At 39.8% G+C, this 15,003-nt stretch carries 10 protein-coding genes; 1 reads left to right on the top strand and 9 read right to left on the bottom strand.

Annotated elements, in window-relative coordinates; genetic code table 11:
• Nucleotides 1-4,465: Ig-like domain-containing protein (locus PSE60_RS17605; RefSeq protein ID WP_272666286.1), on the top strand; the 4,465-nt coding region annotated here is incomplete at its 5' end.
• A 74-nt stretch (nt 4,466-4,539) separates the two neighbouring features.
• On the opposite strand, the gene PSE60_RS17600 is transcribed toward PSE60_RS17605, so the two are convergent.
• From PSE60_RS17600 to PSE60_RS17560, 9 genes are all read right to left on the bottom strand, one after another.
• Complete coding sequence (locus tag PSE60_RS17600; protein WP_272666285.1) at nt 4,540-5,358, bottom strand: helix-turn-helix domain-containing protein; 819 nt, start codon at nt 5,356-5,358, stop codon at nt 4,540-4,542.
• 502 nt (nt 5,359-5,860) lie between these two features.
• Nucleotides 5,861-7,087 (bottom strand): SGNH/GDSL hydrolase family protein, encoded by a 1,227-nt coding sequence (locus tag PSE60_RS17595; protein WP_272666284.1) that lies wholly within the window; start codon nt 7,085-7,087, stop codon nt 5,861-5,863.
• Entirely contained in the window at nt 7,059-8,228 is a 1,170-nt protein-coding gene (locus tag PSE60_RS17590) for an SGNH/GDSL hydrolase family protein (RefSeq protein WP_272666283.1), read from the bottom strand. The genes PSE60_RS17595 and PSE60_RS17590 overlap by 29 nt, the downstream gene beginning before the upstream one ends.
• Nucleotides 8,215-9,633, bottom strand: a complete 1,419-nt coding sequence (locus PSE60_RS17585; RefSeq protein ID WP_272666282.1) for an MBOAT family O-acyltransferase — start codon at nt 9,631-9,633, stop codon at nt 8,215-8,217. The genes PSE60_RS17590 and PSE60_RS17585 overlap by 14 nt, the downstream gene beginning before the upstream one ends.
• A 296-nt stretch (nt 9,634-9,929) precedes the next feature.
• Nucleotides 9,930-10,739, bottom strand: coding sequence for a protein bax (locus PSE60_RS17580; RefSeq protein WP_210838263.1), 810 nt, complete (start codon nt 10,737-10,739; stop codon nt 9,930-9,932).
• A 489-nt stretch (nt 10,740-11,228) separates the two neighbouring features.
• A complete protein-coding gene (locus PSE60_RS17575; protein WP_210838265.1) occupies nt 11,229-12,374 on the bottom strand; it encodes a DUF4056 domain-containing protein in 1,146 nt (381 codons plus the stop codon).
• Nucleotides 12,374-13,519: a BamA/TamA family outer membrane protein gene (locus tag PSE60_RS17570; RefSeq protein WP_272666281.1), complete on the bottom strand. Its 1,146-nt coding sequence runs from the start codon at nt 13,517-13,519 to the stop codon at nt 12,374-12,376. The genes PSE60_RS17575 and PSE60_RS17570 overlap by 1 nt, the downstream gene beginning before the upstream one ends.
• The gene (locus tag PSE60_RS17565) at nt 13,519-14,505 is read right to left on the bottom strand and encodes a hypothetical protein (RefSeq protein WP_272666280.1); all 987 of its coding nucleotides are present in this window, start codon (nt 14,503-14,505) and stop codon (nt 13,519-13,521) included. The genes PSE60_RS17570 and PSE60_RS17565 overlap by 1 nt, the downstream gene beginning before the upstream one ends.
• A 236-nt stretch (nt 14,506-14,741) precedes the next feature.
• Nucleotides 14,742-14,924, bottom strand: a complete 183-nt coding sequence (locus PSE60_RS17560) for a hypothetical protein (RefSeq protein WP_210838271.1) — start codon at nt 14,922-14,924, stop codon at nt 14,742-14,744.
• Nucleotides 14,925-15,003 lie beyond the last annotated feature (79 nt).

The following is a 15,003-nucleotide window of genomic DNA, read 5'->3' as shown; positions in this document are numbered from 1 at the left end:
CGGGAAAACATATTCTACGCAAGCAGACAGTCAAGGGAATTGGTCGGTGTTGATCACCTCACCGCTCACGTCGGGAAGCCATTCACTTAAGGTGCAGGTTACTGATATTGCGGGTAATAGTGAGAAAATCAGTGAAATACTGCATATCGATACTACCCCACCCGCCGCACAAGCGACACTGACCGAAAGCAGTGACTCGGGGATCAAAGGCGACCATATCACCCAACAACAAGCGGTGACCTTGGCAGGGAGCACCAAACCCCAATCGACGATTGTTATCCAATTTTCGGGGCAGGAGTACAGCACCATTGCAGACAAAGACGGGCAGTGGCAAATAACGTTGCCTGCGGTGGATAAAGACGGCAAGTATGATTATCAAGTGAGTGTGACCGATACCATTGGAAATGTTGGTACATCCAACGGTCAGTTCATTGTCGATAGCAATATTACACTGACCGTACATTTAGATCCTGCAAGCCAAGAAAACCCGAATACTTCGGTGACTTATTTAAAAAGACCACAAATTAGTGGCGAAGCTGACCCCGAAAGTAAAATTACGGCTGAATTCAAAGGACAAATTAAAACAGTTTATGCCGATAGCCAAGGAAAATGGTCTCTGATTTTTGATGTTGATGCAGATGTCGGTATGGATAATCACTACAAGATCACCGCAGAGGATGCGGCGGGCAACCAAGATACAATCAGTCAGAGTTTCACGTATCAACCCCCATCAGTGGGAGGTGGGGAAGCTGAATTTCCGATTCTTGTCGCCACATTAGACGCTGCGAGTGATAGTGGAAAGAAAGGTGATTATATCACCAATATTACAGCCCCTAAGTTTACAGGGTTCGCTACAGCGGGGGCTAAAGTGACACTGATCATCGGGAATGAACGCTTTTCTGTATTCGCTGATAACGTGACTGGAAACTGGGAAATTCAAGCTAAGGAGCTTGTGGAAGGAAATAACCAGTATCTTGTGACGGCTGAGCACCCGACAAATGGGCAAATAAAGGATATTTCTGGAAATATCTTTATTGATACGATATCCCCCACATTAACCGTTGAACTCGGCACAGAAGCGGATACTGGAACCAAAGGAAACTTTATTACGGCACATCGCAAACCTGTATTTACCGGAAAAAGTGAACCGGGTAGTGAAATTGTACTGGAATTAAATAATGAGTTAGTTTCAACAGTTGTTGATAACAACTGCTTTTGGAGTTTGACTTTACCTAACGAATTACCGAAAGATTTTATTGGTGACTATAAAATTGTTGTCACGGATGCGGCAGATAATCAATTCAAAAAAATGGGTACACTGGCGATTAATGTTAATCCACCAAAGATAACGAATGCGGCTTTAGCTTCACCGTGGACCCTAGGTAAATTTCATGGTGATAAATCGACTAATGACTTAGAGGCAACATTTACAGGGAAGGTAACCCCGGGTTCAAGTTTAAAATTTAAATTTAGATTGAGTAAGAAAGAGGAGCATGTTTTTTCCATTACCGAGATTGATAAAGAAGGAAATTGGTCTTTTAGTTTGCCCCCCGGTTTTCTTGTCGCGGATCGTCGTTATGATCTTGACCAAATGGTATTGGTTGCAACTTCGTCATCAGGAATTGTTACAGAGCAATCAATTGAAAAAAAAGGTATTCAAATCAAGGACAGTGTTTTAAATGTGACATTTCAAGTGGCCGCGGAGTCGAGCAGTACCGGAGAAATCAATAGCTCACTAAGTTCAAGCCGCTCGCCAAAGTTACAGGGAACGATTTCTGGGGCGTCGGATCGTGATGAACTCTCGGCCTCTATAATGATAGGAGGTAAACAATATAACGTTCTGCTAACGAATGGACGTAAAAAATGGGATTTTAAAGTCCCCGATGATGTTCAGCTTCCTTTAGGCGATGTACCTTATACCTTAACATTTAAAGATGTTTATGGCTCAGTAAGGGAGTTCTCTTCTTTCGTCACCATTAGTGATTTTAAATTTTACCTTGACCCTGATACCGATTCTGGGCAACTCGGAAACCATTATACTAACCATAAGCACCCGGTTTATAAAGGTAAAATAACCCCAGGCGGCATTATTTTAGCCAAGATGAATGGCAAAAGTTACCCTATCCAAGCCAACGATAGAGGAGAGTGGCGCTTTGAGGTGCCAGTTCAAGGGGATGGTGCCTACCATATTACCTTTATTCAAGATGATGGTAGCCTTACGACAGCGCAAACGACGCTCAACATCCTGACTACGGCGCCAACATTTAATGATTTTCATGTTGTTGATAAGCAGGTTCATGCGGGGACGCAAGTTGCGAATGTAACCAATCCTAAACTGGTTTTCAGTTATCATGGAAACATGGATTATTACCTGATAAACGTGAATGGAAAAACGACTCGGCATAGTAAGCTACAAACTAAATATAATGGCTCTAAAACGGTGTTTGCTAATGAGCTAGTATTACCTGACGGTGAGCATGTGGCAAAAATAACGGCATTTGATATCGCCGGTAATAAAACTGATCATGAAGTGATGATTAAAGTGCTCAGTGACGTGCCTGGAAAGACTGCCCCAAGTATTGAATTTGGTGTGAATGATAAACAATTAATTTCTGAAAAAGACGGAAAATTACTTTTCAACCAAAATGACTTAACACTCACTGGGACTACAAGTGTCGCAAGTCTGGTGAGCATCAAAGATACAAATGGAAAAATACTGGGTACAACGAAGGCAAATAACCAAGGAAGTTGGCAAATAAAATTACCCAACGACATTGTTCCTGTTGGTATTAAGGACGGAGAAAGTATTAAATTATTGGTTAGCGCAAAGGATTTAGTTAACCGTGAAACGCAGTTTGAGTTTGATTTAGTCTATGACATCTCCCCTCCTGAATTAACCGCAGTCTTAGACGATTCACTAACAAGTGATGGTATTATTCATGTTAACCAACCTACATTTAGTGGAGCAACTAAAGCTAACGCGCAAGTACGCTTGAAGATCAATGGAAATATTTATCATACGACTGCGGATCACGATGGTAACTGGCAAATTAAACTATCGGATAAGGAAGCACTTGCTGAGGGGGCTTACTCTTATGAAATCGAAGCGCATGACATACTTGGCCAAACTAGTATGCAACCCATATCGGGCGATTTTACGGTAAAAACTATCGCTTTGGCGACGGGAGAGTTAACACCAAACTCAGATTCGGGCATTCAGGGCGATAACTACACAAATATCAATAAGCCTATATTCACTGGAATAACTGAACCGAATGCGATAATTCGATTAGTTTTTGATAATAAAGTGGTTTCAGCTTTTGAAACCATTGCTAATGAAAAAGGGGAATGGTCAATTCACGTTAATACTGAATTGAGTGAAGGTGTTCATGATTATGTGATTTTTGCGATTGATAATATTCAAGGTATTCAAGGCCAAGTTTCAGGGCAATTGATTATTGATACATTAGCGCCCGATTTTCTTATTGGTGGGGTTTTTGACTCCACAGATTCTATAACTAAACAAGATATTGTAATGAATACTCCAACACCTACGTTTGCAGGGATTGCAGAACCAGGAACCTATCTACAATTAACTGTTGGTCAACAGGTTTATAAAGATATTAAGGTGAACCAATGTGGTGAGTGGGCGTTTACTTTACCTAATTCACTCACAGATGGCGAATATAATTATCAAATAAAGATAACTGATCTTGCAGGTAACGCAGGAACGCAACTTTTAACAGGAAAAGTAACAATAGATACGATACTACCTGATATGACTGAGTTTGGCTTAGATGTTAGTACTAATTCCGGCACATTAAATGATGCTGTAACAAATCATAGTCGACCCAAATTCAATGGGCTGACAGAGCCGAACGCATTGGTTGAGTTTACAATCAACAAAAAAACTTACCAAGAGAGTGCCAATGAAAAGGGAGAATGGACTGTCTCTATGACTGAAGCGTTGAGTGATGGCACTTATAATTACCGTATTGAGGTAAAAGATAAAGCAGGAAATGGTATGGTAAAAACAGGGCAAGTTACCATTGATTCAAAAGCGCCTGAACTTACTGGGCAGCTAGATGAACTAACGAATACAGGCGGTGAACAGAATGAAATTACCAACATTAAAACGCCAAAATTCAGTGGAGTAACAGAGGCCAATACCACCGTATTTTTAACTATTGATAACCATACCTATAAGCAAAAAACAAACGGACAGGGTCAATGGGAAATTACCGTGGCAAACCCACTTAATGATGGGGCCTACCCTTATGAAATTAATGTCTATGACCAAGCGGGGAATCAGGCACAGCTTAAAGGGAGTATTGTGATTGATTCAAGTTTACCAGATGCAGCCGTCACCCCTGCTCCCGTAGATAACACAGGGGGTAACCATGTTGATATCCCCCCAATAGATACCACAATGTTACCGATAGATATTGATAATCACTATTTTTAGGTAAACTAGAGCCTTACCATGGAAATGGTGAGGCTCAAGTATTTATAGATGATGATTAAAAGAGATAAAGCGTATTAGAGCAGGGGGTAGGTGAGATTTGACTGGGAATGAAAATTTTTAAATGCGAGTAAAAAATAAGGCACATCATCATAGCCGACTTCTTGAGCAATACGTGTCATAGGCATATTTTCTGTTCTCGATAATATCATCGCTTTATTCATTCGTGACATTAAGCTAATTTTAGAAAAACTGGTGTATTCACTGGCCAGTCGTCGTTTAAGCGTTGAAGAACTCATATGAAGTTTTTTCGCGATAGTATCTAAAGTATGGCATTGCTTACCTGCACTATGAAAAATTAAGTCATACACTTTATCTTTTATCGAGATATTTATTGATGCATATAATGTAGGGATAAATTCATTTACCAGTAAAAAAAATGACAAAATAAAACCCAAATGAATATGAATAATATCCTGGTTGGCAGTTGAGTTAACTTCTTTAATGGCAGAGTGAAATACATCTTCAATAATTGGGTTTTCTTGTAAGTTAGTACAACAAATTTGACCTATTGAAGATGTTTTTTTCTTATTAATAAATAATGCAGATTGTTGTTGATAAAAAGATTTTAACATGTCTGTGGTCATTGGAAGTACATCCACAGCGAGTAGATTGTGATTATCACGATTGATTATCTCAATTGAGGATCCTTTGGGGAGAAAACAGATATCTGAGGCTATCAGTTTTTGCCATGGGCCTTCTTCTATTCGCATATCAATTTCACCCGAGCTCAGTTTAAAGAGTAGGGAGTGAGTGAGGTAAAAGCTATTTTTTATTTTATTTGATAGCGTTTCAATATAGGTATGAAACGATTTTACACAGAAATTAGTCGACATTTTTGAACCTAAATAAATATTACCTACGATTGCGACCGTAAAAATATTCTGGTTGTGTCAAAGAATTGTTCACGGTTTCCATTTTTTAACAACAAACCCTGAGCTTGCATAAGCTGCAAAGTGGTTTGTCATTACCTCCTTGTTTTATAAATCGCAGTGTATAGCGATATGGTTTACTAGAAGGAACGCAGGGATACTAATTTTATGCGGTGTATATTGATTTAATTAATGGTCACGATTTTTTATGTTTTTTAGAAGGAAAAATAAATTCGTAATTAGTCAGTAGTATTCCGAGAGTGATGTTTTTAATTTGTTGTTTTTATTTGAAATAATTATTTTAGCTCTAAAATTGGAATTGGACTTTTAGAGTGACAAAAAGATAAGTAAGAAAAAAGCTAAAGTGAAATAGCCACTATTAGGCGATAAATATTAAAAATAGTAGTAAATAAAAAGGCAGGGTACGTTGAAAATACCTCTGCCTTATCGTGCATTGAGTCAGTAATTAATTTAATATTTGGCTTAACTGACTATATAAACCTTGAGCACTCTTTTTGTACCCTTCAACAGAAAGGTGAACATTATCTGGGCGGGCTAAATCTTGAGCTGCCCATGTGCGAATTGAACAAGGGCCACCCATAAAGGCTTGCCAGTCCCAAAATAACGTATTTTCCTGAGCAGCAACCGTCTTTTGAATTTGTATCACACTCATTAGATTCACAGGCATTTGAGCTTGGCAACTAGCTGCATTATTAAATTTAAGTGAATCATTCGGGCCGATAAGCAAAATAACGCTGTTAGGCATTTGTTGGCGAATTAAGCGGATTTTAGCGCGTAAATTTTGCTCATAAGCGGCTAAATCTAACGTATCATTAAAAGCTTCATTGGTTCCATAAGCTAAAATCACCATATCAGGCGACATTTGCGCTAAAGTTTCGCTCCATTGTGGCTGCCATTTATCTGCCATACTTAATGTTGCACCATTGAGCCCAAGTGCTGAAAGCATCACTCCTGGTTTTTGTGAACGCACTAACCACCCACCAATTTTTAACCCATTACCTTTATTAACAGTAACCTGAACGGGAAGTTGGGTATTTACAGGGGATGAAAATACCCACTGGTTACCCGTGGCTGGCAATGCAACACTGGGAGAAACAGTAGGAGCGACACGCATTTGTGAATCACCTGCGCTTTGATAGAGAGTCTGTAGCTGGTAAGCCCCTAGCGCAGCCTGTAAAGGCTTGAGCACTACTTTGCTGTTGGCAGTTTGCGGCTCGGCGATTAGCCCACCAAGTGGGTAATCAAAGCGCTCATCTTTACGGCTGGAAGCCAGAGACCACTCCTTCTTTTCGCTTGTGCGATTAATGGTTGCGGTACGTTGCCCCGGCACTGAAATAGGCGGAATAAAACCTGGGCCAGCATCCCCATAGCGTTGCTGGAACAAGGTTCTTAAATTGCCACTGAAAAAGTCAGCGGCGGTGTGTGAGTCACCAATTTGGACGATATGCACTTGTTGGTTGCCTTGGCGTAGCTTTTTCGCCAACAGTGGCAAATTAGGTTCGGCGTTATTGATCAACTGCCCTTGTGCAACCGCAGGCTGGCCTTTGGGGAGGCTAGTCGTACGTGTTTTGTCTGATGTGTTCTGGCAAGACAATAAGCCCAGCGATAAAAGCGCAATCACGCTACCCGCCAATATTTTGGACTTAGCTTGACACAGTTTGTTCAGTTTCATGAGGTTCCTTTTCTTCCTCTTCTTCGAAATGAATGAGTGAGAATACTTTTTCAGCAATCAATTGTTGGCCTTTTCCGCTGAAATGGATCCCGTCACCACTTCGCAATTTAATTGTACTGCTTGCATCACCGATATAGTCAGAATAGGTATCGCCTTTATATTTAAAGACATCATTGACAGAAAAGTAAATTTCGCCGTTATCCTCAACTTCAGATTGGTAGAGGCTACTCAAGAATTTCATACCATCGGAGAGCGTATTTTTACGCATATTAGGGGGGCCAACCCAAATAACATCAACATTGTGCTGGCGAGCGGTCGATATTATATCACTAATCCGTTCACGGTACACTTTTTCCCAATCTTCACTTTTAAATTTGACGTATTTATAACCCGTTTGTGGTGGCATATCCCAAGGGTCATTAGGGCCTAAAAAAACGACGAGAACCTTAATGTTCGGGTTATCATTCAATGCCTTGGCAATGGTTTGTGGCCAATTGAAAAAGCGTGGATATGCTAATCCTGTACTTTGTTTGCTTAGATTAATGCTATCAATATTATATTTTTTCAAGAGCATGTTTTTAACATGTGGAGCAACACCTTGCATCATGGAGTCCCCCGCAAACAGAACTTGTTGGCCTTTTTCGATATTGGCAACATGTTTTGGCACGATTGGCTGATCTGTTTTGATAGTAAAACCACCAAAGTTAATTTTGGGGTTTTTCTCCCTAGCTTGTGGCCGTTTCAGGCGTTCAGGGAAGGTAATCGATAAGCTTTCAGCTGGGTAAACATAGCCATTCACAAAATGAAGACCAACTTGAAACCCGGTGGGAAAACTGAGTGCTTTGTCTTTATTGGCCAATGCGATTTCTGCCGCTTGATTGTCCTCTTGCGCTTTTTGCCCTGATGCGTAGTAAGTAAATAGGCTTCCAGCTTCAAGTGCACCATCATGTAAATAAGCTCCGTAATCCCAGATAGGATTACCCGACATTTTTGCCCATGGGGTATCTTGATGATATTTCTGCTGCCAAAATCGTTCTAGTGAGCTTTGATTCAACCAAATTAATAATAGGCCGGCAACGAGGACAATAAATAAAATCTGCCCAACCTTGATGAGGGTATTTTTAAACTCAGAAGTTAGCATAAATAAACCCCGGCATACCTGAAGGAGAAAGCATAAACATAATGGTTAGAATAATCGCGAGCGGAATAGGGTAATAATACCAAGGAATAGTTTGGTATTTTTTCGCCACATAATGGTAGCCTTGTACAAAATAAGGGTAGGTAATCAGTAGTAGCCAAAATGCGACTAATAATCCCAAGCTTGCATTAATAGAAGCGATAAAACCAGGTGCAGTGATTTGATTGACTATTAGCAGTGCATCATCAAATGAGGCACTACGAAAGAAGATCCAAGCAAAACAGACGAAATGGAAAGTAATAATACGCGAAACCCAAACTGATAATGTTTTATTAGGGATCACTTGAGTCCATCCTAATTTTTCCATGCATAAACTCTTAAGATTGAGTAATACAATCCCTAATCCATGAATGGCTCCCCATACCACAAATGTCATTGCAGCACCGTGCCATAACCCTGAAATGACCATAGCAAGGAATACATTAGTGTTCATACGACTAAAACCTTTGCGGTTACCGCCAAGGGGAATATAAATGTAGTCGCGAATAAAGGTTGATAAGCTGATATGCCAGCGAGCCCAAAACTCTTTTAAATTTGCAGCTAAATAAGGCGCATTAAAGTTAACAGGAACTCTAAACCCTAATAATAACGCGATGCCCGTCACCAGGTTGGTATAACCAGAGAAGTTAAAGTAAATATTCCAAGCATACGCATAGGTTGCTATTAGAATCTCTCCCGCACTGTAACCCACAGGGGCATCAAAGACAGGGTTTACAAAATTTTCAGATAAGTAAGAGCTAAATAAAAATAATTTCACCAGTGCTAATGAGATAAGCAATATGGCTTTTCGAGGATCTAAAACCTCACGGCTTTCAGCTTGTATTTGAGGAAGAAAGTTCTTCGCACGATTGATTGGTCCCGCGACGATACTTGGAAAAAATGCAAGGTATAGTGTTACGTCAAAGAAATCAGCTTTAGGAATTTCTTTGCGGCAAACCGATACGGTATAGCTTACCGAGTGGAATACATAAAAGGAGAGGCCAAGAGGTGCGAGTATCTCCAATATAGGAAGGCCAACACTAAAACCAAATTTGTCGAGTGTTTGCTGGATAGTCTCTTGGAAGAATGAGTAATACTTAAAAGTGGTAAAGAAACCAATAATGACGGCGGTAAGAATACCGTATATCCATCGACTAGAGAGCCAATTAGTTGCCACATTGGTAAGCAAATAAATGATCAGTGTGTAGCTAAATAAAATATAAGCAAAGTCAGGGCTAAATGAATAAACAAAAAAATAGCTAGCAGTGATTAATAAGCCATTCTGTAGTTTTGCACTGGGCTGACAACCCCAATAAATAAGAAAAAAAATTAAGAAAGAGCCAAGAAACTCAAAAGAGAAGAAATTCATATTAGACTCAAAGATGTTAATTATTTTGTTAGAAGGTGAGGGTATATGATATTTGATCTCTTTTTCTATGCAATCAGAATATTGCTTGTCATATTGCTCGTCATATTTCGAATGGTGACTTTGTTGGCTACGTTCAGCTACCCTAGTCACATACTTATGTATGCTCCTAGGGATAGCCTCTCTTGCCGCCTTGCCACCACTCGAACTATTTAGAGCAATAGAGTCAATCTAAAAAATAATAAAAAAATCCACTTAACGAAGTGGATTTTTTATGTCTTGTACCTGGTGATACAAAATTAAATGCGAGTGGCTGCTCTTTGTTGAGCTTGTGTAATCAATTCTTCATTACTCGCGTACATCTCTTGTAAATAGCGGTTATAGGTTGAACCTAACTCTGAATATCCTTTCATATCATTGATTAGCTTTTTAGTATCTAGCTCATCTTTTGATAGACGTTGCTTTGCTCGTGAAGTACGTAGTGACTCATAAGCATTATGGGTATTCATGTTCTTCATGTAAGCAGTTACGGTATCTTCTACAGAAGCATAGGAAGAATAGCCTTTGACTTTCCCTTGCTTAGTTTGGCAGCCGCTACCGCAGCGCATACCAAATAAATTACCGTTTTGCAGTGCGAGTTGTGAAGTACCCCAGCCAGACTCTGTTGCTGCTTGTGTTGCAACTAAGTGCGTTGGCATGATGTCGACACGACTCAATAGTTTGTCCCAATTTAAACGTTTTGGGTTACTACATTTCATACCATAACTATTACAGATTTGCTCAAGACGGCGCAATTCTTGGGCGCTCCACTTCTTGTTAGCTCGTACTGATAACAACCAAGTACGTTCAGCCATGATCTGCTTATTCACTTTTTCAATAACAGGGACAACCGTTTTCAAAAATGCTTTCTTTCGAGGTGTACCAGAAGGGTATTTACGTAAATCAGGGAGTGAGGTTTTAGCCTGACTTACATTCTGTTGCACAGTTTTATTAGTATACTCTTTATTGAGCATTGTGCTGGTACTGGTGGAGCCCATACTCAGGCTCGAAAATAAAAGTAAAAATAAGAAAGCGAAGACGGCGTTTGTCCTCATCGTTCGAGAGGGCATTTGCTTCTCCTAAGTATCTCTGAACAAAATTCGAGCGAATATTAGCAGATTAATTTTTTACGAGCTACATTTATCCGGGTGACATTAGGGAAATTTCTGTATTATTTTGTAGACTTTTTTATATTATTATGAATTTACTGATTTTAATTGGTATAAAGTTTCTGTTGATATATTTTCACATGAAGAATGATAAATTAAACTGTTTATTTCCGTAACGCCTTGGCTTTACTTAAGTCAAATCTGAGTGAAAAACACACAATTCATGTAGTTATTATAGGGTTATTTTGTCTGAAAAATAAGCAGTTGATAGGCTGTTTTTTAATCAAAATGAGTTCTCCATCGTTTTATTAAAGCCTATCGATGAGACAAAAGTGAAATTAGATTATTATCTGCAAATGAGTAAAAAGTGACATTTACCTTAAGTTTTAAGTGCGGTAATGTCAGAATAAAGTCCTATAGGGTGAGTAATATGGATATCACAAATAGGCCTTAAGGCTTTAAAATTTGTTGCAGTAAATCTTGTTGCTTCGCATCTTCCGCCAGCTGTGGAAAATCTGCCACTGTCCAATAAGAGGTTGGTTTGGGGAGCTGTTTCATGTTACCAGTAGGGAGCAAACGCAGTTGTGCGAGTAATGACAAATCATATTTGAGATAGCGATCAGGCAACGTTAAAAATAAGCTTTCAGATGGCATAATTTGTGGGGGCATCAGAGGATAACGTTGGTCACTTGTTTGGTAATCCCTTGTTAAAACAAGAAATTTCTCCGGTACTCTACGGTAACTGTTCCACCATAAGCCATCTACGCTATCAAACATTTTGCGGGTTATACTTTTTTCTTTGCTACCTAGCCGCTGAAGTGCTCGTGGAAGAATATTTTCCATTGATTGAGAATAAGTGGCTAAAGAGTCTGCTCGGCCTTGTAGTATCAAAGTTAAGGCGAGACGGGAACCAAGTAAATTTGAGTACAGGTCTTCAGGGGAAAATGCGGAAATCCCTTCGGAAAATCCCGGTACAGATTGATAACCATACCACTGCGCAATTTCATGCCATACTGCGAGCTGGAAAGCCAGTTTTGCGGCTAAGTAGGCGCTTAGGGTATAACGTTGGTTGGCAGACTGTGGTGGTTCAAATGCACTGAAATGAATTTGTCTATCTGCTAACTCTTCACTAAGTGACAGCGACCATTGTTGGCCAAGGCGTGGGTAAATTTGGCTAAATAAGTAAAAAGTATAATCTGCAGTATCTCTGACATGGGAAATATCAATAAACCCGCTTTTATCCGTATAGAGTAAGCCTATTTTTTCATTACTGAGCCCCATTAATGCTGCAGAGGCACCTAAAAAGCTGTCATTATAATGATGTTCACCGAGGCTATCTGCTTCAACGATATTATCGATAGTGTAAAATGGGACTGGTAATCCCCACAGTTCAGCTTGCAAGTTGTAGCCAAAAGCACAGCAAGCGCGCAAACCTTGTGGAGGAGCTAAGGAAGCAACCACAGGCCAAGCTTGTGAGGCCGCTTCAAAAGTATAGGGGGTAATTACAGGCTCAATGGCAGGCAATTCCAGTTTGTCATGACTTTGGCAGGCGGCTAATAAAAGCGCAATCCCCATTGCCAGAACCCATTTGAACATTAAAATGCCTCCCCAACCTGAAAATAAACCCCTGTGCTGTTGCGGCCGACACCTAAATCCAAGCGAACATTCATTCTTGGTTTAAATTCAAAACGGTAGCCAACACCTACGGTGGGCAACCAATGCCTTTGGCCTAAGTCGGATGCAGTATCGCTCATGGTTCCTGTGCCTAACCAACCAACAACGCCATGGCGCCAATCGAGTTTATGGCGGAGTTCTATTTGGCTGGTGAAAATATTGTTATCGCGATAACGGCCTTCGTAATACCCGCGCATGCGGTTACCATTACCAAGTAATGATAGCTGGTTCCACGGTACATTTCCGCTTGAAAACCTTGCATAATTGTCGAATGCAATAACAGTTTCTTCGGCTAAGGCATGGTAATAGGCATATTGTAATTGGGTGGTTTGGAAGCGTGTATCGCTACCGAGGCTAGGTGTAAAATAAGTATAAACGGCCTCAAAAGTTTGACCATGATGGGCATTGGGCAGGAAATCTCGTGTGTCATAACTGTAATATGCACTGATGCCTGAATTTAACACCGAACGGCCCCCAATTGACTTGGAGAAATACTGTTTCGCACCATCATCAGGATCGCTGGCATTGATTGATGAGAAGTTCCAACCGAGCCCAACATAAGTAGAATCAGCCAGTTGGTATAAGGCTCTTGGAGTTATTTGGAACTCTTGAGAATGGTACTTTTCTTTATTGTGATCGTTTTTCCCTGCAGAATATCCCTTACCCCAATAATAAGTGGGAATATTGTTAATGGTACCGGAAACAAATAACCGCCACTGGTCGTTATCAATAAAATTATAATTGGTAAAATTTAATCCAAATGCGCCGGTCGACGATGCAAAACCGCTTAATCCAATAGAAGATGGCTGGGTTTGTTTATCTTCTTTATCTATTCGATATAAACCAACCAGTGCGGTGCCAATACCAATGCCCATTTCGGGGGTATAAAATGGTCCTGGCAATATGCCCCAATCAACAGTTTTATTTTCATCAAAGCTATTTTCTCCACCGAGATCGTTTAGCCAGCCATCGATTTGCTGGCGGTCAGGAAGAAAATCTGCTTTAGCAGGAAAAATAATAAAAAGGCTGAGCAAGGCCAGCCTTTGAATAATTGCCGAATGCCACATTAAAAACGGAATTCCCCAGATACAAAGAAGGTATTACGGTTATTAAAACCGAATTCAGTGAGCACATTAAAATTACGCGTAAACTCGACACGAGCACCGACAGTATTATTCCATTTATGAGCAAGATGTTGTTTTACATCGAATTTCATGCCAGGGTCATCTAGGGCATTAATAAAACCTTGAAATGCCGGCGGTAAATCGAGTTTATTTACATTCCCTTTAAAGCGTTGGGTGATGTCTTGGTACATGGCACCAGTCCAAATTTGAATTTTTGTATCACCTTGCCCATCAATTAATGGATCAAAAGTGAATTGATAACCAATACGAGGGGAAATTATTAAAGCTTTAATGTCACCATCTAAAACATCAAGGTTAGTTTTGGTGTAGTTTAAATCTAATGTTGTGAAAAAGTCGTTATAACCTCCGGCTAAAGTAAAACCAGCACCATAAGTTTTTCCTTTGAAATCTAAATCAAAAGGTTGATCTTTAAGTAAAAAATCTAAGGATAAACCACCTAAACTACCGCCGTTTAATGTAGTATGTGATTTGCCTTTAGTGTGGCCATATAACCCGTAAATGTTTAAAAAAGGAAAAATCCAAGAGTCTATCTTTAGAGTGTGTGTTTCACTTTTTTGTCGTGTGTGGCCTGCATCAATACTTAGCGCAGCGGCGGTATCTGGGTTTTTAGGCATAATAAACCCGATTCTATCCACCACAATATCTTGGCGCATATTCATATAACCATAACTTGCCCCAAATGGTTCTGGTAAATCATACCCTCGAGCACGGGCTTCATCACCCCAAATCGGCAGTACTCGTGACTCTGTGGTAGAAGAACGAGTAATGCCGCCTTCGCTATTATTTTGTGGTACTCCAGACTCACTTACAGAGACTGAAAATAATGGACGATCGCTATCGGCAAAGCTCACAGACATGCTCATAATAGAAGAAAGGATCAGTGCAGTACTGAATTGAATGCATTTCATAAAATTGGCTCAATATTTGGACAATAAAGAAGTGTAATAGATAAATTGTTATTAGTCGTACAGTGATGATTGGAATTCTATCATTAGAAATTTATTATTAGATGGCGCTTAATGCTTTTTTGTTGATAAGTTGAACTAAAGAAATGTGCGTTTATTATCTATTTAAGATGGCTATATGAAAGGGATAGAGCAGGTGCCGATATAATAAACAATACCAGCACTGAGCAGGCAAAAGGCTATTTTTTAGTTTGCTGATGAAACTTAACTCGCTCATGAAAATAGGCTTTCAAATGGTCTTCTAATTGGTGAATTTTTTGTTCTAAAGCATCCACAAAAACGTCATCATTATTCATATCAAAAACACGCTGCATTGCGAGGTCATCGACATATTCTTTTTGTGCTTTGGTTAAATCAGCCATATTTGAATTACCTTTATTGAAATAGGACTTTTGCTTCATCAATATAAAGCAAATTAAAGAAAGAGCATTATTGTGCCTC

The organism is Providencia sp. PROV174 (assembly GCF_028480685.1).
GTDB lineage: Bacteria > Pseudomonadota > Gammaproteobacteria > Enterobacterales > Enterobacteriaceae > Providencia > Providencia rettgeri.
Note: the sequence above shows the minus strand (reverse complement) of the source record. Positions and strands in the feature narration are given on the sequence as shown.